Below are 17,275 nucleotides of genomic sequence, written 5' to 3' on the forward strand. Positions count from 1 at the left end.
AAGCGAAAAGCCGGTCATTCGGGCTGACGAGCGGCTGGGTTGAACCTCGCGCGGGAGGCTGGCACCAAGGGGGATACGAGGAGGCTTTCGCGATGCTCTCAAGATCCGGTCTGGCTGCTGTCGCCGTCGTTCTCTCCGTCGCGAGCACCCCGGCGCGCGCCATGGTCTGCATGGAGAAATCCATGACGCTGGACGAGGTCGTCGACACCATCGCTGCCCAGAAGGGCTGCGAAAGCGCGATGAAAATGTTTCAGGATTGCCAATTGACCGCGAGCGGCGATGTCCAGCTCGGCACCGCCGTCGAGAAGAAATGCGAGGCGGACTTCATGCCCGGCCTCAACATTGCGCGGAAACAGGCTTACCAACGCGAGATGCGCGTGTGCGACCGGAAGTACCGGAATAAATCCGGCACCATGTATCTGTCGTTCACGGCATTCTGCCGGGCGGAGATCGCCCAGCGCTACTCGCAACGCGCGCTGAAGGCCGGCGGAGCCGGCCGTTAGCGCGGGCGTGCTCAGGCCGCCAGAGCGGCCTTGGCCTTCTCGGCGATCGCCTGGAACGACGCGGGCTCGTTGATCGCGAGATCCGACAGCACCTTGCGGTCCACGGTGATCCCGGACTTGGCCATGCCGTCGATAAAGCGGCTGTAGGTCAGGCCGAACGGACGCACGGCAGCGTTGATGCGCTGGATCCAGAGCGCGCGGAACGTCCGCTTCTTGCGCTTGCGATCACGGAAGGCATACACGAGAGCCTTCTCGACCGCCGGCTTGGCGGTGCGGATCGTGTTCTTGCGGCGGCCGCGGAAACCCTTGGCGGCCTTGTAGACTTTCTTGTGCTTGGCGTGGGCGGTCACACCGCGTTTGACGCGAGCCATGACAAATATCCTTCAGAAGTGACTTGATGTTCGGATCGCCGCGAAGCTGCGGCGCGGGTGGCAATGATCTTGAACGATCTTGGACGCGATCAGGCGTTCGGCAAGAAGTACTTCTTGACGTTGTCGCCGTCGGTCTTGAACAGCACGGCGGTGCCGCGCAGCTGCCGGATCTGCTTCTTCGTCCGCTTGATCATGCCGTGACGCTTGCTGCGATGAGCGAACATCACTTTGCCGGTGGCAGTCACCTTGAAGCGCTTTTTAGCGCCCGATTTGGTCTTCAGCTTGGGCATTTGGCTCTCCTAATGGCCATAGAAATCCGTCCGCGAAGGCGGCTGGCCGTCAAAATGCTCGTTAGAGCGTTGATTGTGCTCAGGTTTTACGAACAAGCGCGAAACCCGCACGGACACCGCCACGGCAGCCCTTAATCAGCCGGGCAATGAAGGCTGGGCTTATGACAGAGGACGGGCGAATTGGCAACGATGAACCGGTGGAACCTAGCCGCCGACTATCCGGAATTGCTAACCTCATGTCCGGGCCGTGTCGCCCGGAGCAGGATTAAAATGCCCTATTTTTCCCAATCGCTTCCGTCTTTGACGGATGTCGCTCGTCCGTGCCGCCTGGCGCTGTTGGCTGTGCTCGCCATCGCTGCGTGTCCCTCGACTGCCGATGCTCGCATCCGCGGCTATGACGGCGTCTGGAACGTCACCTTCGCCACCACCCGCGGCAATTGCAGCTCCGGCTACAGCGTTCCCTTCACCGTCGCGGGCAGCCGGGTGTCGTCCGCCGGCGGTGGCCGGGTCTCCGGCACGGTCAAGCGCAGCGGTACCGTCGCGGTCCAGGTCTCGGTCGGGGCATCCCATGCCAGCGGCGGCGGCCGGCTCGCTGGCGTGAACGGCGCCGGTTCGTGGAGGGGTATCATCTCCGGCGATCAATGCAGCGGCACCTGGCAGGCGACGAGGACGTAACTATCGCCAACAGGACGGGCGCCCAAGGAAAACAAAACGGCCCGCCGGACATCCGGACGGGCCGTTGAATTTGCGAATTCAAAGGATCGGCGTCAGCGCGGCGCCAGCACCATGACGACCTGACGGCCCTCGAACCGCGCGTCCTGCTCGACCTTAGCGAGTTCGGCGACGTCGGTCTTGATCTTGTCGAGCAGCTTGGTGCCGATCTCCTGGTGCGCCATTTCGCGGCCGCGATAGCGCAGGGTGATCTTGACCTTGTCGCCTTCTTCGAAGAACCGCTGCATGGCGCGCATCTTCACTTCGTAATCGTGGTCGTCGATCATCGGGCGGAGCTTGATCTCCTTGATCTCGACGATCTTCTGCCGCTTGCGCGCTTCGGCGGCTTTTTTCTGCGCGGAATACTTATACTTCCCGTAGTCCATGATCTTGCAGACGGGAGGGCTGACGTTCGGCGAGATCTCGACCAGATCCATGCCGGCTTCTTGGGCCAGGCGGATAGCCGCGACGGTCTCGATGGTGCCCTTGTTGTCACCGGTCTGATCGATCAGCTGGATCTGCGCATTGCGGATATCGTCATTGATGCGCGGCCCGTCTTTGGCGGCAGTGGGCGGGGCTTTATTTGGACGGCGAATGGGTGGTTCTCCAAAGTTATGAAAAGAGGCGGCTATTTTGCAGGAAGATACGGTTGCCGGCAAGCAATCGCTCGTGCGGCGGTCGAAAAAGCCGCAAATGCGAGGCATTTTGGCCACGGCGGGGCACGCAGAGGGACATAGACACCTTGCTTCTGTTCCGCAAGCGTCCGAAAGGGCAAATGCCGACGTCCAGCTGCGCTGCGGAGCACGTCCGGACAGCTCAAACCGCACAGCCAGAGTAAACGTTCCATGAATCACCCAATTCCCGATGCCGTGCTCGACTTCATCGATGTGGGCGAGGGCCCCTCCGCACGCCGGATCGCGGTGCGCCGCCGCTCGGCCCAAAAATCTGGGCAAGAATCTGGGCAAGGATCTGGGGAAGGACCTGGGCTCGTCTGGCTCGGCGGGTTCAAATCGGACATGCGGGGCAGCAAGGCCGTGGCGCTGGACGATTGGGCTCGTGATCACGGCCGTGCATTGGTCCGGTTCGATTATTCCGGTCACGGCGAATCCGGTGGCGATTTCGCCGACGGAACCATCGGGCGCTGGCTCGAGGAAAGCGTCGCGGTCTTCGAGCGGTTCTGCGACGGCCCGCAAGTCCTGATCGGCTCGTCCATGGGCGGCTGGATGGCGCTCCTGCTCGCGCGCGAAATCAAAAAGCGGCAAGAGAAACAGCAAGCCAAAGCCTCGCTGGCGGGCCTGGTGCTGATCGCGCCGGCGCCCGACTTCACCGAGGAGCTGATGTGGAAGAATTTTCCGGCAGCGGTGAAGAAAGAGATCGAGACCAAAGGCGTCTGGATGAGACCATCGGATTATGGCGACGGCTCGCCCTATCCGATCACGCGGAATCTGATCGAGGAGGGGCGCAACCATCTCGTGCTTGGCAGCGCCATCGATCTCGGCTGTCCCGTCCGCATCCTGCAAGGTGCGCAGGATCCTGACGTGCCCTGGCAGCACGCGTTCGCGCTGACCCATCGCCTGCCGGCCGACGACGTCGTGCTGACCATGATCCAGGACGGCGATCACCGCCTCTCGCGCCCGCAGGACATCGCCCGCATTCTTGCCGCGGTGGCCGAGATCGGGTGAAGTGCTTTCTTCCTTCCCCCCTTGTGGGGGAAGGTGGCGCGCAGCGCCGGATGAGGGGTTGCTTCCGCGAACGCGAGTGGCGCATTCGCGGAAACAGACCCCTCACCCAAGTGAATGCGTGTCAACGAGCAGAGCTGCCCTCTCCCGCAAGGGGCGAGGGCGCAACAAGAAACACCGTGAGGCACCATGACAACCACCACCGCCATGCTGCGCGCGTTCTGCGATGCCGTCGAACAACGCAACGGAAAAGCCTTTGCGGATCTCTTCACCGAGGACGGCGTCTATCACGACGTGTTCTATGGCGCCTTCGCCGGCCGCGAGAAGATCGCCGCGATGATCGACGACTGGTTCTATCGCACGGCGACCGATTTCCGCTGGGACATGCACGACCCGGTGTCGAACGACACCACGCTCTATGCGCGCTACACGTTCAGCTATCGCTCGACCTTGCCGGAGGCGAATGGCGCGCGGGCGATGTTCGAGGGTGTGGCAATCATGACGCTTCGCGACGGCAGGATCGTCAGCTATCACGAGGTCGCCAACACCGCGCCGGCGTTTGTCGATTTGAAGTTTGCGCCGGAAAGAATCGCGAAGATCGTCGCCAGGCAGGGCGCGGAGCTCAAGGCGCGGCCGGAGATGCAGCGGCATTTTGGCTAGCCGTCGTTCTTGCGCACCTACCGCTTCGACGGATTTACCATCGGCTTGCGCTGCGCCAGCGCCGCGACCGTGGCGGTGCCGATCGGGCCCGCTTCGTCGTACAGCCAGCATTCGCCGATCGCGACACCGTCGGTGGCCTGGTGGTTCACCACCTCGAAGCCGATCCAGTTCGTCACCGGCAGGCGGTGCAGATAGATCGTGACGTCGCTGTTGATGTAGCCGAGCCCCTTGTCGCCGGCGTTCGCGAACGGACTGGCGAAGTCGGCGCCGGTGGCGACATGGACGAACGGCGTCATCGGCACGCCCGCGACCAGCTCGCGCACCTCGCTCATCCAGAGCTTTCGTGGCCCGAGCGAGCCCATCTGGCCGACGATCGGTCGCGTGGTCCATTTGCCGTTCATGCCGAGCCTGGGATCGGTCGGCTTGGGAATGTCGGCCGGCTTCGGTACGTCCCAGTTCGGCGGCGACCAGACATTGCCGTCTGGATTCTGCGTTCGCCGCAACAGCTGGCACGAGGCGCGCGCCATGCCGACGCCGCCGGAGAAGAACTCCGCTTCCACGACGCGGATGCGCATCCCGTCGCGCACCAGCCGTGTCGTCACCTCGATCGGCTTGTCGATGGTCGGCAGCCGAAACATGTCGACGGTCAGCCGCGCCGGCACGAATTCAGGGCCGGAATGCCGCTCCTCGATGGCGAAGCCGAGCAGGCCGACGATGACGCGTCCGTGCAGCGATTTCGGATCCCACGGGCCGTTGGCGACTTCCGTCGGGTGGAATGTGTCGCCGTCGCGGGTGAAGAAAGGCATGTTTGTCATGATGCGCGAGATTGGAGGAACGTGCGGGGAAATCAAGGGTGACGGCGAGATGTCAGCGGCGCAGCACTGCGCACGACACAACTGCTGTCATCGTCCGCGAAGGCGGACGATCCAGTACTCCGATGCGGTTGTGATTGCATCGAGACGCCGCGGCGTACTGGATGCCCCGCCTTCGCGGGGCATGACAGCGCAATGTTAGGAGACTGATTGCCACTCCTCACGCACGCTCTCGTCGCGCTCGTTGCCCAATGCGCAAGCCTTCATCACCTCGAACTCATCCCGTGGCATCAACTGCCCCAGCGCCCACACCGCAGCCCCGCGCACCAGAGGATTCTCATCGCCCAGCAATCGCCGCGCCTCGTCCGCCAGTGCCGCATCGCCGGAGTTGCCGATCGCGATCAGCACGTTGCGCAAAAAGCGGTCGCGGCCGATGCGCTTCACCGGAGACTTCGTGAACAGCGCACGGAACGCCGCGTCGTCGAGCCGCGCGAGCTCGGCGAGACCCGGCGCGCGCAAAGCGTCACGTGCGGCGAGCTTGGCCTCGCGGCCCTCCTGCGCGAACTTGTTCCAGGGACAGGCGGCGAGGCAATCATCGCAGCCATAGATGCGGTTGCCGATGCTTTCACGAAATTCGCGCGGGATGGGTCCCTTGTTCTCGATGGTGAGATAGGAGATGCATCGCCTTGCATCGAGCTTGTAGGGCGCGGGGAAGGCCGCGGTCGGGCAGATGTCGAGACACGCCCGGCACGAGCCGCAATGATCGATCTCGGAATCGTCGCGCGGCAGCTCCAGCGTGGTGTAGATCGCGCCGAGAAACAGCCATGAGCCGAATTCGCGCGAGACCAGATTGGTATGCTTGCCCTGCCAGCCCAGATGCGCGGCTTGCGCCAGCGGTTTCTCCATCACGGCCGCGGTGTCGACGAACACTTTCACTTCGCAAGGCTTCACCTCGCAAGTTGCGGTCGCGACCAGCCATCGCGCCAGTGCCTTCAGGCGCTTCTTGATGAGGTCGTGATAGTCGTCGCCCTGCGCATAGACCGAGATCGCCGCGCGCGTGCGCTGTTGCAGGATCGCGAGCGGATCCTGGTCGGGGCCGTAATTGACGCCGAGCATGATGACGCTGCGCACGTCCTGCCACAGCCCGCGCGGATCGACCCGGCGCTCCGGCTGCGCGGCGAGCCAATCCATGTCGCCATGGCCGCCGGATGCGATGAATTCGAGAAAATGTTGTCCGGCGCTTTCGATCGTGCCGGGCTCCGTGATGCCGATGCAGTCGAAGCCGAGCGCGCGCGCCTCGTTTGCGAGCGCGGTCTTCAGTTCGGTCGGATCGGAGTTCAGAAGTCCAGGTCCACGTAGGTCCGCGACGCCGGCACGCCGGCCAGCCATTCGCTCAGAAGCGGACGGAACGACGGGCGGGATTTCACCCGCGCGTACCACGCCTTTGCCGCGTCGTCCTCGCTCCATGGCACGTCGCCCAGATAGTCGATCGCCGAGAGGTGCGCCGCGGCGGCGAGATCCGCGTAGCTGAGCCGGTCGCCGGCGAGGAAATTACGCGTCTGCGCCAGCCAGCCGATATAGGCCAGATGATAGCGCACATTTGCCTTGGCGGCGCGCATCACGTCGGCCGAGGGCGGGCCGCCGCCGTTGTCCTCGCTCATGAAGCGCTTGTAGATGCGCTCCGTGACGAGCGGATGGGAGACTTCCTCGAAGAACTTTTCGTTGAACCAGGCCATCAGCCGGCGGACCTCGACGCGCTCGCCGATCGTGTCCGGCATCAGGCGCTTCAGTCCCATCTCGGAGCCATAGGCCTCGTCGACATATTCGGCGACGATCGCCGCGCCAGGGATCGGCGACTGCTCGTCGTCGACCAGGACGGGCGTCGTGCCCGCCGCATTGAGCAGCAGAAACGCTTCGCGCCGCTCCCAGCTGCGCTCTTCGATCAGCTTCAGCTCAAGCCCGTATTCTCCCGCGATCAGGCGGATGAACCGCGAGTGCGGGCAGAACGGATGATGAAACAGCGTAAACATGAAGCCTTTGACTATGTGATGGTGCTTAAGAATCCATCAATGTTCGTGCGGCGCCACACTAGTCATTCAAAACCGCGAAGCAAGGGCGCGCCGCCACATTTTGCGATTGCAGCAAGGGAGCGGATGGGCGAGAAGAACCCCGCTTTTCCAGCCGAAATGGACCGTAAATATGTCAGATGCAATACGGGCAGTGATCCTCGGCATCATCGAGGGTGTGACCGAGTTCCTTCCCGTGTCCTCGACCGGCCATTTGCTGCTCGCGGAGCGCTTTTTTCATCTCGGCGAAGGCGCGTTCTGGGATTCGTTTACGGTCCTGATCCAGCTCGGTGCGATCCTCGCGATCGTCGTGTTGTACTTCAAGAAATTGTGGGACGTCGCGATCGGCATGTTCACGGGCGACGCCTATGCACGCCGCTTCGTGATCGGCGTGCTGGTGGCGTTCCTGCCCGCTGTCGTCGTCGGTCTCGTCGCCGGCAAATACATCAAGAGCATGCTGTTCAATCCGTGGGTGGTGTGCTTCTCGCTGATCGTCGGCGGCGCCATCCTGCTCTGGGTCGACAAGCTCGATCTCAAGGCGCGCGAGCACGACGCCACCCGGTTTCCGCTGCTGATGTATCTTTATATCGGCATCGCGCAGTGCATCGCGATGATCCCGGGCGTGTCGCGCTCCGGTGCCAGCATCGTCGCGGCGATGTTCCTGGGGGCCGACAAGCGCGCGGCGGCGGAGTTCTCGTTCTTCCTCGCCATCCCCACCATGATCGGCGCGTTCGCCTACGATTTCTACAAGAACCGCTCCGAGATGACGATGGACCACATGGGCATCGTCGCGATCGGCTTCGTGGTGTCGTTCGTCACCGCGATCATCGTGGTGAAGACGTTCCTGGAATACGTCACCCGCCACGGCTTCGTGGTGTTCGCCTGGTGGCGCGTGATCGTCGGCACGCTCGGCCTGATCGCGCTGGCGCTGGGGCGGTAAACTTCTGAAGCAAGGCTGCGGTGCACTCCCTCGCCCCGTTCTTACGGGGAGAGGGTTGGGGTGAGGGGCCTCTCTCCACGCGTGAGATCGCGGTGGGACCCGTACCCCCTCACCCGGATCGCAAGGGCGATCCGACCTCTCCCCGCAAGCGGGGAGAGGTGAAAAAAACTACGCGCTCTTGCGCTGGAATTGCCCGGCGGCGCGGAAACGCCAGAGATATTGCGGGGCGATCGCTTCAAGCGAGTCGGGCGTGATGCCGAGGCCTTCCAGCGTCAGGCCAGCGGCCTTCGCCGCGTCCGACACCACATTGTCGCGCGCGAGCAGCATGACCTGGTCCGGCGTCAACTTCAGCGCGCCCGGCGCGAATTGCAGGAAGTTGGCCTTGAAGCGGGCGAGGCCAAACGGCAGCGGCATCAGCATCGGCTTGCGATCGGCGATCTCGAGAATGGCCTCGATGATCTCGCGCATGGTCAGCACTTCCGGCCCGCCGAGCTCGTAGGTCGCGCCCGCCTTGGCCTTGCCGTCGACGGCATCCGCGACCGCGGTGGCGACGTCGCCGACATAGACCGGCTGCATCTTGGTGTCGGCGCCGATCAGCGGCAGCACCGGCGACATCCGCGCCAGCGCCGCGAAGCGATTGGTGAACTGGTCCTCGGGGCCGAACATCACGGAGGGGCGGAAGATCGTCGCCGACGGCACCGCGGTCATGACCGCGGCTTCGCCGGCCGCCTTGGCCCTGGCATAACGCGAGGGCGATTCCGCGTCGGCGCCGATCGCCGAGACATGGATCAGCTGTGCCCCCGCGGCCGCCGCCGCCTTGGCGATGGTCTCGGCGCCCTTGGCCTGGACGGCGTCAAAACTCTGCGCGCCGCCCTCGGCGAGGATGCCGACCAGATTGATCACGATATGCGAATCACGCAGTGCCGCCTCGATCGAGGCCGGATAGCGCACGTTGGCCTGCACGGTGTGGACCTGTCCGACCTTGCCGGAGGGTTGGAGGTACCCGGCCAGCTCCGGCCGCCGCACCGCGACCCGGACCCGGTAGTCGCGCCGGCACAGTGCGCGGACCACATTCCGGCCCAAAAACCCCGATCCGCCGAAAACCGTGACGAGCGTGTCCAGATTCGATGCCATGGGATCCATTCCTAGGGTCATTCCTGCGGGAAGAGTGCGTCTCGTCAGGCTTGTATCGGGCCGGTTTGCGATGCGCAATCCGCATCCCGAAGCGGGGTTCAAGCATGAATTGACAACCGCGTCACCGAACCGTAGTAACCGCCTCCGTGCCTAACCGGCATGCCCAGGTGGTGGAATTGGTAGACGCGCTGGCTTCAGGTGCCAGTGGCTTAACGGCCGTGAAGGTTCGAGTCCTTTCCTGGGCACCACCTCCTACTCAAGCGATTGAAATCGCTTTTGCAGGGAATTTGAGCTGCTGACCGGTATACAAAACCGAGGCACGGCGCTCATGGCGTACCGAATGGCCTAGATCGCTCGTCGGGTCGGCTGCGGATCGCAGGCGATCTGAAGGCGGCTGGCTTCAGTCGCTCAGGCATCTCAGTGCTCATTGACCGCGGCGCCGAGCTTGATCAGGCTCAGCGAGCGGTTCGCCGTCTCGCGCAGGCGGCAGTAGCTCGCGTCGCCCGGGTACATGCCGGGCTCGACCTTGTCGAAGACCGCGCAGAAGCGATCACGCGAGGCGGCGAAAGTTTTCTGCGAGTCATTGACCGCCTTGATCACGTCGGCGAACCCGCCGGCCTGAACTTTCTTTAGCGCCTCATTGGTTTTCTGCGTCCAAACGGCGAGTTCGCGCGCCGCGCAGGCTTTCCATTTGGCGACATCGTCATTCGCGCCCTCTGCCGCTTTGATGCAGGGGTCGGCGACGAGCCCGACGCACGCGCCGCCGAAACCGCCGGTTTTCTCCGCAGTCTTCAGGCAGCCATCGATCACCGCAAGGTCGGCTGGAGCGGTGCCCTGGGCGAAAGCCATCGATGCGAGCGGGAGGCTTGCGGCGAGCATCGCGGCGGCAAGTTTGAGCTTCATTGGAGATCTCCGTTCGGCGCATCGAAAATATGGAAAACAATACCACTGCGAGCGCATGAAGCTCAGCGAGACGGTAGACCGGCGGGTGTGGCGGAAGGGCCGGACGGCGCGTGGGAAGGGAAAACGAGGGGGTCTGCGGCTTCGGCTACGCCCTCTCCAATCGATGCCTTTGAATGCGCCTTGACCTGACTTACGAGATTTTCGACCAATAGGTGATACATGCAACTTTGGTCATCGAAGGCCCAGCGTTGGTTCACCTGAATGTGGAACAGGCGCTACGCTGACGAATAATGACGGCGGGACCGGTTAAGGCACGCACGGCCTCTGCCTCCTGGGCGTTAAAATTTTCAAGTCGGAACAGCCGCTTGGAGGCTTTCGAAGCCGGCCGTCGGGCCGATTTTCATTCCGCCAAACCCCATCGATTGCACCGTCCGAATTTACCCCACTTTAGACAAACTGGCCCTAAGTCAGCGGGCAGGCTCGCATCCGGCCATCCGCGAGCACGGAGCCATCGGGCTCGCTTTGTCGTGAGGGAAGCGGTGGATCAGCACCAGGTCTGGCACGAGCCGGCATTCGACAAGGTTGCGAACGCGATCAGCGCGCTTTTCCTGAGATCGGGAATTTATCTGTTCCTGATCTCGTTCATTTGCCTGTTCTACGTCTTGAACGCGCCGCTTCTGCTCGGTCATTACGATCTGGGCTGGCATCTGGCGGCCGGGGATCTCATCCGGGAACGCAACGCCATCCCGCTCCACGACCCCTGGTCGTTCACCCACGGCGACAAGCCGTGGCTCAATCTGTCCTGGCTCTGGGACGCGCTTGCCAGTGCGACGCTTCAATACGCGGGCTTCGGCGGCCTCGTCCTGTCGACGGTGGCCTGTGGCGCAGCGATCGCCGGCATCCTGATTGCGATCTCTCTCGGCTACGGCGCCTCGGCGATCGCGGTTTGCGTGGCGGTCTTCCTCGCCTGCCTGCTCTATCCCGCCTACGAAGTTGCGCCGAACATGTATCTCGCGGTCGCGCCGAATACATGCACGATGTTGTTCTGCGTCGTCTTCTATCGCGAATGCCTGCGACGCACGCGATGGTTCGTGCTTCCCGTGTTGATGGCGTTTTGGGCCAATCTGCACGGCGGTTTCCTGCTCGGCTTTTTCGTGATTGGCGTCTTCTGCGGCGCCGCCTTGCTCAGAGGCGCCTGGGCCGATCTCAGGGTCCTTGCTCTCGCCGGGATCGGGTGCCTCGCTGCGACATTCGTCAATCCGCTCGGCTGGAATATCTATGCCGGCGCCGCCGCGACGATGGGGCACTTCGTCCAGGGTAATATTACCGAATGGCGGTCCTACTACGACAACATTCAAATACCCGGCAGCATTCCCGGCATCCTGTACATGCTCACTTTCGTCGCGCTCGAGCTTCGCTACAGAAACTCCAGGCCCATCCCGCTCGAACCGAGATTGATGTCCTGGCTGTTCCTGATTCTGGGATTGTATCAGTTCAGGTACATCGCGTTCTTCTTCATCTTCTCCACCGCGCCGATGGCGCTTCACCTCAGCCGCTTGCTGCCTCGGCGTCTCACCGACGTTGACGTGCGTGGAGCGTTGCTGGCCGCCGGCATCGTCGGTCTCGGCACCCTGCCGCTGGCTTACTTGCGCGTCGCGCCGGCGCTCGCACTTCCGACGATGCTGTCGAGCGAAGATGCCGGCTATCTGCAAAAGCACCTCACCGATGCGCGGGTCCTGAATCATTGGAATATCGGCGGATACCTGATTTTCGCGACGCACGGCACCGTTCGCCCGTTCGTCGATGGCCGCGCCGCGACCGCCTATCCGGACGATTTGCTGCACGACTATTTCAAGCTGGTGAGCTGGGAGATCGACGAAGCCGCGTGGGACGCGGTGCTCGATAAATACCGGATCGATGCCGTGCTGTGGGTCAAGGCGCACGAACAGCTGCGGCAGTTTCTGGTGGAGCGGCGAGGCTGGCGCGAGCAATACACCGGCGCTTACGTGACCGTTTACGTCAGGCCTCAATCCGGTTTGGCTGGCGAAGCCAAAAGACAATGACGATCAGCGCCGCAGCTCTGCCCGCCGTCGCGCCCGCGGCCAAAGCCGAAAGCTTCGCGACGCGGTACGGCGCCTTGTGCGCATTGCTGCTGCTGGCTGCGGCAGTCCGGCTGCCGCTCGCCTTCTGGCCGAACATCGTTCACGTCGACGAGTTGTATCAATATCTGGAGCCGGCCTGGCGCCTGCTTGGCCACCAGGGGGTCGTCACCTGGGAATGGCGCGACGGCATCCGGAGCTGGTTTCTTCCGACCTTGTTCGCAGGGCCGGTCGCTCTCGGAGACTGGCTTGCGCCGGGCGGGTGGGGCGCCTTCGTCGTGCCTCGCCTGGTGGTCGGGCTTGCCTCGCTGTCGATCGTCGTGACGGCCTGGCATCTCGGCGAACGCATCTCCCGGTCGCATGCCGTCGTTGCGGCGTTTGCCGCCGCGGTCTGGTTCGAGCTGGTCTATTACGCGCCCCACACGCTGAGCGAACCGCTGGCGACGGCCGTGATCCTGCCGGCGGCCTATCTGCTGACTGGCGAACTGGCGCGAAACCGGCTCTTCACCGCGGGCGCATTGCTTGCTCTCGCCTGCGTCTGGCGCTTTCAATATGTGCCGGCTTGCGCGGTGTTTGCGTTGGCGGCGTGCTGGCGCGACCTGCGAAACGCGATCGCCCTGGTCGCGGGCGGATGCGTGGTCTTGGTGCTGTCCGGCGCCCTCGACCTGGCCCACGGTTCAGCGCCGTTTGCGTGGCTCGTTCAGAATATTCAGCAAAACCTCCTGCATGACCGCGCATCGGAATTCGGTGACGCGCCGGCGGCCGCCTACGTTCTGCAGGCTTCAATTCTGTGGTCGGGAGCGACACTGCTGATGCTGCTGGCGCTCTGGCGCGGCTGGCGACATGCCCCCCTGCTGATCGTCGCGGCCGTCGTCAACGTCGCGTTTCACAGCATGATCGTGCACAAGGAATACCGGTTCATTTTCCTGTCGATCGCCCTGCTGATCATCGCGGCGGCACTTGGCTCCGCCGATTGGGTCCAGATGATGCGCCGGCAAAGCGCGTGGCGCTCCCGGGCACTTGCCGTCGTTTGTGGCGGCTGGCTGCTGCTCTCGCTCGGTCTGTCGGGCGCAACGCTCATCATGCGTGACAACTGGATGCGCGGCATCGGCGTGGCCCAGCTGATGGCGGAGCTCGAGGCCGATCCTGAATTTTGCGGTCTGGCCCTGTACGCGATCAACTATCCCTTTGTGCCCGGACGCGGGCAGCTCGCGGCGCGCCGCCCGATCTATTCCTTTTATCGGGACGACCCGCTGGCCAAGGGACGCCTTCCGGCTGTGGTGCAGACGCACCAGGCCGGGTTCAACCGCATCATCGGCCCGGCGAGCCTGGCCAGCGAATTGCCGGCGGATTTCTCGCCACGAAGTTGCGCAATGATGAGCGATGACAAGCCGGCCTGCGTCTTCGCGCGGCGCGGGGCTTGCGATGCGTCCTTAAGCCCCTTCGGCACCAACGACGTGCTGGTGCGCCTGAACTACTAGCCGCGCCTGATGCTTGCGCCGGCGGCTGCCAGCGGATACATCGCGACCGGCCCTCGCCAGCGTCTGTCCCGGGGATTAGCCTGCCAAGAGCCTGCCAAGGCGCATCGATTCGATTGAGGTTTGAAACGCCATGACCGTACGCCTGCACCGCGGCGACCTGCCCGATCTGTCCCGCTACACCGGAGCGGTCGCGATCGACACCGAGACCATGGGCCTGAACCCGCACCGCGACCGGCTCTGCGTGGTGCAGCTCTCGCCCGGCGACGGCAGCGCGGACGTGGTGCAGATTCCCAAAGGTCATACCGACGCGCCGAACCTGAAGGCCCTGCTGGCCAATCCCGCGAACACGAAAATCTTCCACTTTGCGCGGTTCGACGTCGCAGTGCTGTATCAGACGTTTGGTGTCATGACCGGGCCGATCTACTGCACCAAGATCGCCTCCCGCCTGATCCGCACTTATACCGACCGCCATGGTCTCAAGGACCTCGTGCGCGAGGTGCTCAATGTCGATCTCTCCAAGCAGCAGCAATCGAGCGATTGGGGTTCCGACAGCCTGACCGAGCCGCAGCTCGCCTACGCCGCCTCCGACGTGCTGCATCTGCACGGCTTGCGCGAGCGGCTCGATGCCATGCTGGCGCGCGAAGGCCGCACCGCGCTGGCCAAAGCCTGTTTCGACTTCCTGCCGACCCGCGCCTTGCTCGACCTCCAGGGCTGGGCCGAACAGGACATTTTCGCGCATTCCTAGCGTTTCGCGGAGCGGCCAGGTTGGGCGGTCGCCCCGTTTCAGACACTTTCGTGACGGCCTGTCGCTGGCTGCATATTTTGGCGTTGCCGGCTACAATGGGGCGCCCGCCAGCCGGACAAGGCGGGCGACACCTCAGGAGCCCAGGTGAATTCGGCCCATAATGTCACCTACGACGCCGCGCTTGCGGCGAAGTTCGCCAGCGCGGCGCGCCACAGCCGCCTGGTGCGGATTCTGCGCGTCGCGGTGCCGGCGACAGTGGCTGCGGCAATGGGTCTGCTCGTCCTCATCTCGACCATCTTCAACCCGTTCCAGATCCCCGTGAAGCTCGACTCCGGAAATCTCGTTGTGACAGGCACCAAGATCACGATGGAATCGCCGCATATGTCCGGCTTCACCCCGGATCAGCGACCCTACGAGCTCTGGGCCAAGACCGCGACCCAGGACATCACTGATCCCGATCATGTCGATCTCCATGATCTGCGCGCGAAAGTGCTGATGGAAGACCAATCGACCCTGTTTCTCGATGCCCGCACCGGAAGGTTCGACAACAAGCAACAGCAGCTCGACCTGCACAAGGACATCTTCCTGCGCACCTCGACCGGCTACGAGGCGCGGCTGAACTCGGCCTTCGTTGACATGGGCAAGGGCACGGTCTCCTCGGATGAGCATGTCGACGTTAAGCTGACCAACGGAACGCTAACCGCCGATCGGCTGCGGATCACCGAAGGCGGCGACGTCATCCGCTTCGAAGGCAATGTGGTGATGCACCTCGACAAGCTGGACGATCCCGCCGCTGCTCAGCCTGCGCCGGCCGAACCCGCGCCGGCGGCGAAGACACGTACGCCCCAGAACAAGTCCGCCAATTCAAAGTGATTTTCATGATCAGGTTTTTCCCGCGCAACGACGACAAGCGGCGCGTCATCCCTGGCGCGGCCGCGCTCGCCGTCGGCATCGCACTGGTCGCAACGGGTGTGGCAAGCGCGCAGAGCACGATGCAAGGCGTGCCCAACGCGATGCAGGGTTTTTCGCAGAACCGCGATCAGCCGATCCAGATCGAAGCCGCCTCGCTCGAGATGCGCGACAAGAAGAAGGAGGCGACCTTCTCCGGCAATGTGAAGGTCATCCAGGGCGACACCACCATGACGTCGAAGACGCTGGTGGTGTTTTACGATTCGGGCGGCGACAAGCCGGCCGCGCCACAGCCTGCGGCGAAGGCGGCAAAGGGGGCGCCGATGCAGTCGGCGACGCCGGGGCCGGGGGGGAACTCCTCGATCAAGCGGCTGGAAGCGCGCGGCAATGTCGTCGTCACCCAGAAGGACCAGGTGGTAACGGGCGAGACCGCCGTGTTCGACACCCGCACCAACCTCATCACCATGCTTGGCGGCGTCGTCTTGACGCAGTGCAAGAACGTGCTGCGCGGCGACCGGCTGGCGGTCGACATGACCACGGGTGTGTCGCGTGTGGAATCCGACAGCGGCCGGGTGCAGGCCCTGCTGCCGCAGGGCGGCGGCAATGATTGCGGATCCGGCGGCGCGGGCAAGCCCGGCGCGGGACCTCTGCAATTGCCTGGCGCAACCAAGCCCAAATGAGCTGAAGTCAGACAAAGTAAATTTGAAGAATGATTTCAGATGCTTGGATCGAATACTGCCGATCCGAGGTTGAAGCTTGCCCGTCGAGACTGTATCTAGCGCGAAGGGCTTTCGAAGCGGGGTTCGCCGCTTTTCGGGCGTGTTTCACTGGGCATGAGACATCCCTTCATTCATGCTGCGTCGGCGAATCCTGAGGCCGGCGCGGCAGATCGCGCGAAAACCGCGCAGGATCGTCGCGAAAGGCTAGAAGGCGGGGATGGTCGATCTCTTCAGCATGTTCCGTCGGCGCCCCGCCAAACGCGGCCGGCCAGGATTTGCGCGCCAGGACATCACCGCGCTCGGTGACAGCGTCGGCGGCCTCGTGGCCAGCCCGGTCAGGGACGCGCCGCCGATCGCCCGTAACCAACCGATGCATGCGCCCGATCAGTTCCAAGGGGATTTCCAAGGCGACTATCAGGCCGAGCCGCCCCGGGCCCAGGCGGTTCACCCCGTGCGGGCTGCCGGCAGGCCCAACGGGTCCGGCGGGCCTCAGCTCTTGAAGCGGCCGGGCTTCCTGGCTGTGCATAGCGTGGAAAAGAGTTTTGGCAGCCGCCAGGTCGTGCGCGGCGTCAGCATCTATGTGCGCCGCGGTGAAGCGGTCGGCCTGCTCGGGCCCAACGGCGCCGGCAAGACCACCGTGTTCTACATGATTACCGGCCTGATCAAGGCCGATCGCGGCGCGATCGAGCTCGACGGCCACGACGTCACCAAGCTGCCGATGTATCAGCGTGCGCGGCTCGGCATCGGCTATCTGCCGCAGGAAGCCTCGATCTTCCGCGGCCTCACCGTCGAGCAGAACATCCGCGCCGTGCTCGAAGTAGTCGAGCCCTCGCGCAAGAAGCGCGAGCAGCAGCTCGACTCGCTGCTCGACGAATTCAACATCACGCGCCTGCGGAAATCGCCGTCGATCGCGCTGTCCGGCGGTGAGCGGCGCCGCGTCGAGATCGCGCGTGCGCTGGCGACGCGTCCGAACTACATGCTGCTCGACGAGCCCTTTGCCGGCATCGATCCGATCGCGGTCGGCGACATCCAGGACCTCGTCCGCCATCTCACCAACCGCGGCATCGGCGTGCTGATCACCGACCACAACGTGCGCGAGACGCTCGGCCTCACCGATCGCGCCTACATCGTCTATGCCGGTGAAATCCTGACCGAGGGGAGCCCGGATGAGATCGTGGCCGATCCGGACGTGCGCCGCCTTTACCTTGGCGAGGAATTCCGCCTCTAGCCCGTTTTTCCAATTCGTCAAGACG

Annotated in this window: 19 protein-coding genes and 1 tRNA gene; 12 read left to right on the top strand and 8 right to left on the bottom strand. The window is 63.7% G+C overall.

The annotated features are described in order from the left end of the window. The first annotated feature begins 92 nt into the window (after window positions 1-92). Window positions 93-503: a hypothetical protein gene (locus tag ACVIN2_RS20800; protein WP_456766967.1), complete on the top strand. Its 411-nt coding sequence runs from the start codon at window positions 93-95 to the stop codon at window positions 501-503. An 11-nt stretch (window positions 504-514) separates the two neighbouring features. Here ACVIN2_RS20800 and rplT read toward each other — a convergent pair whose 3' ends face one another. Both rplT and rpmI read right to left on the bottom strand, forming a co-directional pair. Beyond that, window positions 515-874, bottom strand: a complete 360-nt coding sequence (gene rplT, locus ACVIN2_RS20805) for a 50S ribosomal protein L20 (protein ID WP_007598538.1) — start codon at window positions 872-874, stop codon at window positions 515-517. An 89-nt stretch (window positions 875-963) separates the two neighbouring features. Next, the gene (gene rpmI, locus ACVIN2_RS20810) at window positions 964-1,164 is read right to left on the bottom strand and encodes a 50S ribosomal protein L35 (protein ID WP_007598540.1); all 201 of its coding nucleotides are present in this window, start codon (window positions 1,162-1,164) and stop codon (window positions 964-966) included. Between the two features lie 270 nt (window positions 1,165-1,434). On the opposite strand from rpmI, the gene ACVIN2_RS20815 reads away from it, so the two are divergent. Next, window positions 1,435-1,839, top strand: coding sequence for a hypothetical protein (locus ACVIN2_RS20815; RefSeq protein ID WP_456766968.1), 405 nt, complete (start codon window positions 1,435-1,437; stop codon window positions 1,837-1,839). 92 nt (window positions 1,840-1,931) lie between these two features. On the opposite strand, the gene infC is transcribed toward ACVIN2_RS20815, so the two are convergent. Next, a complete protein-coding gene (gene infC / locus ACVIN2_RS20820) occupies window positions 1,932-2,471 on the bottom strand; it encodes a translation initiation factor IF-3 (RefSeq protein WP_085349942.1) in 540 nt (179 codons plus the stop codon). Window positions 2,472-2,720: 249 nt separating this feature from the next. Between infC and ACVIN2_RS20825 the strand changes: the two genes are divergently transcribed. Both ACVIN2_RS20825 and ACVIN2_RS20830 read left to right on the top strand, forming a co-directional pair. Further along, a complete protein-coding gene (locus ACVIN2_RS20825) occupies window positions 2,721-3,557 on the top strand; it encodes an alpha/beta hydrolase (protein ID WP_456766969.1) in 837 nt (278 codons plus the stop codon). 186 nt (window positions 3,558-3,743) lie between these two features. Continuing rightward, on the top strand, window positions 3,744-4,214 hold the full coding sequence (locus ACVIN2_RS20830) for a nuclear transport factor 2 family protein (protein WP_456766970.1): 471 nt from the start codon (window positions 3,744-3,746) through the stop codon (window positions 4,212-4,214). A 17-nt stretch (window positions 4,215-4,231) separates the two neighbouring features. On the opposite strand, the gene ACVIN2_RS20835 is transcribed toward ACVIN2_RS20830, so the two are convergent. The 3 genes from ACVIN2_RS20835 to ACVIN2_RS20845 form a co-directional block, all read right to left on the bottom strand. Then, the gene (locus tag ACVIN2_RS20835; protein ID WP_456766971.1) at window positions 4,232-5,029 is read right to left on the bottom strand and encodes an acyl-CoA thioesterase domain-containing protein; all 798 of its coding nucleotides are present in this window, start codon (window positions 5,027-5,029) and stop codon (window positions 4,232-4,234) included. Window positions 5,030-5,224: 195 nt separating this feature from the next. Then, complete coding sequence (queG, locus tag ACVIN2_RS20840) at window positions 5,225-6,415, bottom strand: tRNA epoxyqueuosine(34) reductase QueG (RefSeq protein WP_456766972.1); 1,191 nt, start codon at window positions 6,413-6,415, stop codon at window positions 5,225-5,227. Then, on the bottom strand, window positions 6,364-7,056 hold the full coding sequence (locus ACVIN2_RS20845) for a glutathione S-transferase family protein (RefSeq protein ID WP_456766973.1): 693 nt from the start codon (window positions 7,054-7,056) through the stop codon (window positions 6,364-6,366). The genes queG and ACVIN2_RS20845 overlap by 52 nt, the downstream gene beginning before the upstream one ends. Window positions 7,057-7,225: 169 nt before the next feature. Between ACVIN2_RS20845 and ACVIN2_RS20850 the strand changes: the two genes are divergently transcribed. After that, a complete protein-coding gene (locus tag ACVIN2_RS20850; protein WP_027566187.1) occupies window positions 7,226-8,032 on the top strand; it encodes an undecaprenyl-diphosphate phosphatase in 807 nt (268 codons plus the stop codon). Window positions 8,033-8,200: 168 nt separating this feature from the next. On the opposite strand, the gene ACVIN2_RS20855 is transcribed toward ACVIN2_RS20850, so the two are convergent. Then, window positions 8,201-9,166 (bottom strand): complex I NDUFA9 subunit family protein, encoded by a 966-nt coding sequence (locus tag ACVIN2_RS20855; protein ID WP_456766974.1) that lies wholly within the window; start codon window positions 9,164-9,166, stop codon window positions 8,201-8,203. Window positions 9,167-9,327: 161 nt separating this feature from the next. Here ACVIN2_RS20855 and ACVIN2_RS20860 point away from each other — a divergent pair. Continuing rightward, window positions 9,328-9,414 (top strand) — tRNA-Leu (locus tag ACVIN2_RS20860). Between the two features lie 169 nt (window positions 9,415-9,583). Here the strand turns inward: ACVIN2_RS20860 and ACVIN2_RS20865 are convergent. Next, window positions 9,584-10,069 carry a lysozyme inhibitor LprI family protein gene (locus ACVIN2_RS20865; RefSeq protein ID WP_456766975.1) on the bottom strand — a complete coding sequence of 162 codons (486 nt, stop codon included), beginning with the start codon at window positions 10,067-10,069 and terminating at the stop codon, window positions 9,584-9,586. A 539-nt stretch (window positions 10,070-10,608) separates the two neighbouring features. On the opposite strand from ACVIN2_RS20865, the gene ACVIN2_RS20870 reads away from it, so the two are divergent. The 6 genes from ACVIN2_RS20870 to lptB all read left to right on the top strand — a co-directional run bounded on the left by ACVIN2_RS20870 (window position 10,609) and on the right by lptB (window position 17,250). Then, window positions 10,609-12,132: a hypothetical protein gene (locus ACVIN2_RS20870; RefSeq protein ID WP_456766976.1), complete on the top strand. Its 1,524-nt coding sequence runs from the start codon at window positions 10,609-10,611 to the stop codon at window positions 12,130-12,132. Continuing rightward, on the top strand, window positions 12,129-13,649 hold the full coding sequence (locus ACVIN2_RS20875; protein WP_456766977.1) for a 4-amino-4-deoxy-L-arabinose transferase: 1,521 nt from the start codon (window positions 12,129-12,131) through the stop codon (window positions 13,647-13,649). The genes ACVIN2_RS20870 and ACVIN2_RS20875 overlap by 4 nt, the downstream gene beginning before the upstream one ends. Before the next feature lie 130 nt (window positions 13,650-13,779). Next, the gene (locus ACVIN2_RS20880; protein ID WP_027514742.1) at window positions 13,780-14,394 is read left to right on the top strand and encodes a ribonuclease D; all 615 of its coding nucleotides are present in this window, start codon (window positions 13,780-13,782) and stop codon (window positions 14,392-14,394) included. 144 nt (window positions 14,395-14,538) lie between these two features. Continuing rightward, complete coding sequence (gene lptC / locus ACVIN2_RS20885) at window positions 14,539-15,267, top strand: LPS export ABC transporter periplasmic protein LptC (RefSeq protein WP_027566182.1); 729 nt, start codon at window positions 14,539-14,541, stop codon at window positions 15,265-15,267. Between the two features lie 5 nt (window positions 15,268-15,272). Next, window positions 15,273-15,983, top strand: coding sequence for an LptA/OstA family protein (locus ACVIN2_RS20890; RefSeq protein ID WP_456766978.1), 711 nt, complete (start codon window positions 15,273-15,275; stop codon window positions 15,981-15,983). A gap of 256 nt (window positions 15,984-16,239) precedes the next feature. Further along, window positions 16,240-17,250 carry an LPS export ABC transporter ATP-binding protein gene (gene lptB / locus ACVIN2_RS20895; RefSeq protein ID WP_456766979.1) on the top strand — a complete coding sequence of 337 codons (1,011 nt, stop codon included), beginning with the start codon at window positions 16,240-16,242 and terminating at the stop codon, window positions 17,248-17,250. Window positions 17,251-17,275 lie beyond the last annotated feature (25 nt).

Source organism: Bradyrhizobium sp. USDA 3650 (assembly GCF_054057395.1).

Coding starts and splice junctions, on each gene's coding strand:
- ACVIN2_RS20800 (WP_456766967.1), top strand. CDS start 93: ATGCTCTCAAGATCCGGTCTGGCTGCTGTCGCCGTCGTTCTCTCCGTC.
- rplT (WP_007598538.1), bottom strand. CDS start 874: ATGGCTCGCGTCAAACGCGGTGTGACCGCCCACGCCAAGCACAAGAAA.
- rpmI (WP_007598540.1), bottom strand. CDS start 1,164: ATGCCCAAGCTGAAGACCAAATCGGGCGCTAAAAAGCGCTTCAAGGTG.
- ACVIN2_RS20815 (WP_456766968.1), top strand. CDS start 1,435: ATGCCCTATTTTTCCCAATCGCTTCCGTCTTTGACGGATGTCGCTCGT.
- ACVIN2_RS20825 (WP_456766969.1), top strand. CDS start 2,721: ATGAATCACCCAATTCCCGATGCCGTGCTCGACTTCATCGATGTGGGC.
- ACVIN2_RS20830 (WP_456766970.1), top strand. CDS start 3,744: ATGACAACCACCACCGCCATGCTGCGCGCGTTCTGCGATGCCGTCGAA.
- ACVIN2_RS20835 (WP_456766971.1), bottom strand. CDS start 5,029: ATGACAAACATGCCTTTCTTCACCCGCGACGGCGACACATTCCACCCG.
- queG (WP_456766972.1), bottom strand. CDS start 6,415: ATGGCTGGCCGGCGTGCCGGCGTCGCGGACCTACGTGGACCTGGACTT.
- ACVIN2_RS20845 (WP_456766973.1), bottom strand. CDS start 7,056: ATGTTTACGCTGTTTCATCATCCGTTCTGCCCGCACTCGCGGTTCATC.
- ACVIN2_RS20850 (WP_027566187.1), top strand. CDS start 7,226: ATGTCAGATGCAATACGGGCAGTGATCCTCGGCATCATCGAGGGTGTG.
- ACVIN2_RS20855 (WP_456766974.1), bottom strand. CDS start 9,166: ATGGCATCGAATCTGGACACGCTCGTCACGGTTTTCGGCGGATCGGGG.
- ACVIN2_RS20865 (WP_456766975.1), bottom strand. CDS start 10,069: ATGAAGCTCAAACTTGCCGCCGCGATGCTCGCCGCAAGCCTCCCGCTC.
- ACVIN2_RS20875 (WP_456766977.1), top strand. CDS start 12,129: ATGACGATCAGCGCCGCAGCTCTGCCCGCCGTCGCGCCCGCGGCCAAA.
- ACVIN2_RS20880 (WP_027514742.1), top strand. CDS start 13,780: ATGACCGTACGCCTGCACCGCGGCGACCTGCCCGATCTGTCCCGCTAC.
- ACVIN2_RS20890 (WP_456766978.1), top strand. CDS start 15,273: ATGATCAGGTTTTTCCCGCGCAACGACGACAAGCGGCGCGTCATCCCT.
- lptB (WP_456766979.1), top strand. CDS start 16,240: ATGGTCGATCTCTTCAGCATGTTCCGTCGGCGCCCCGCCAAACGCGGC.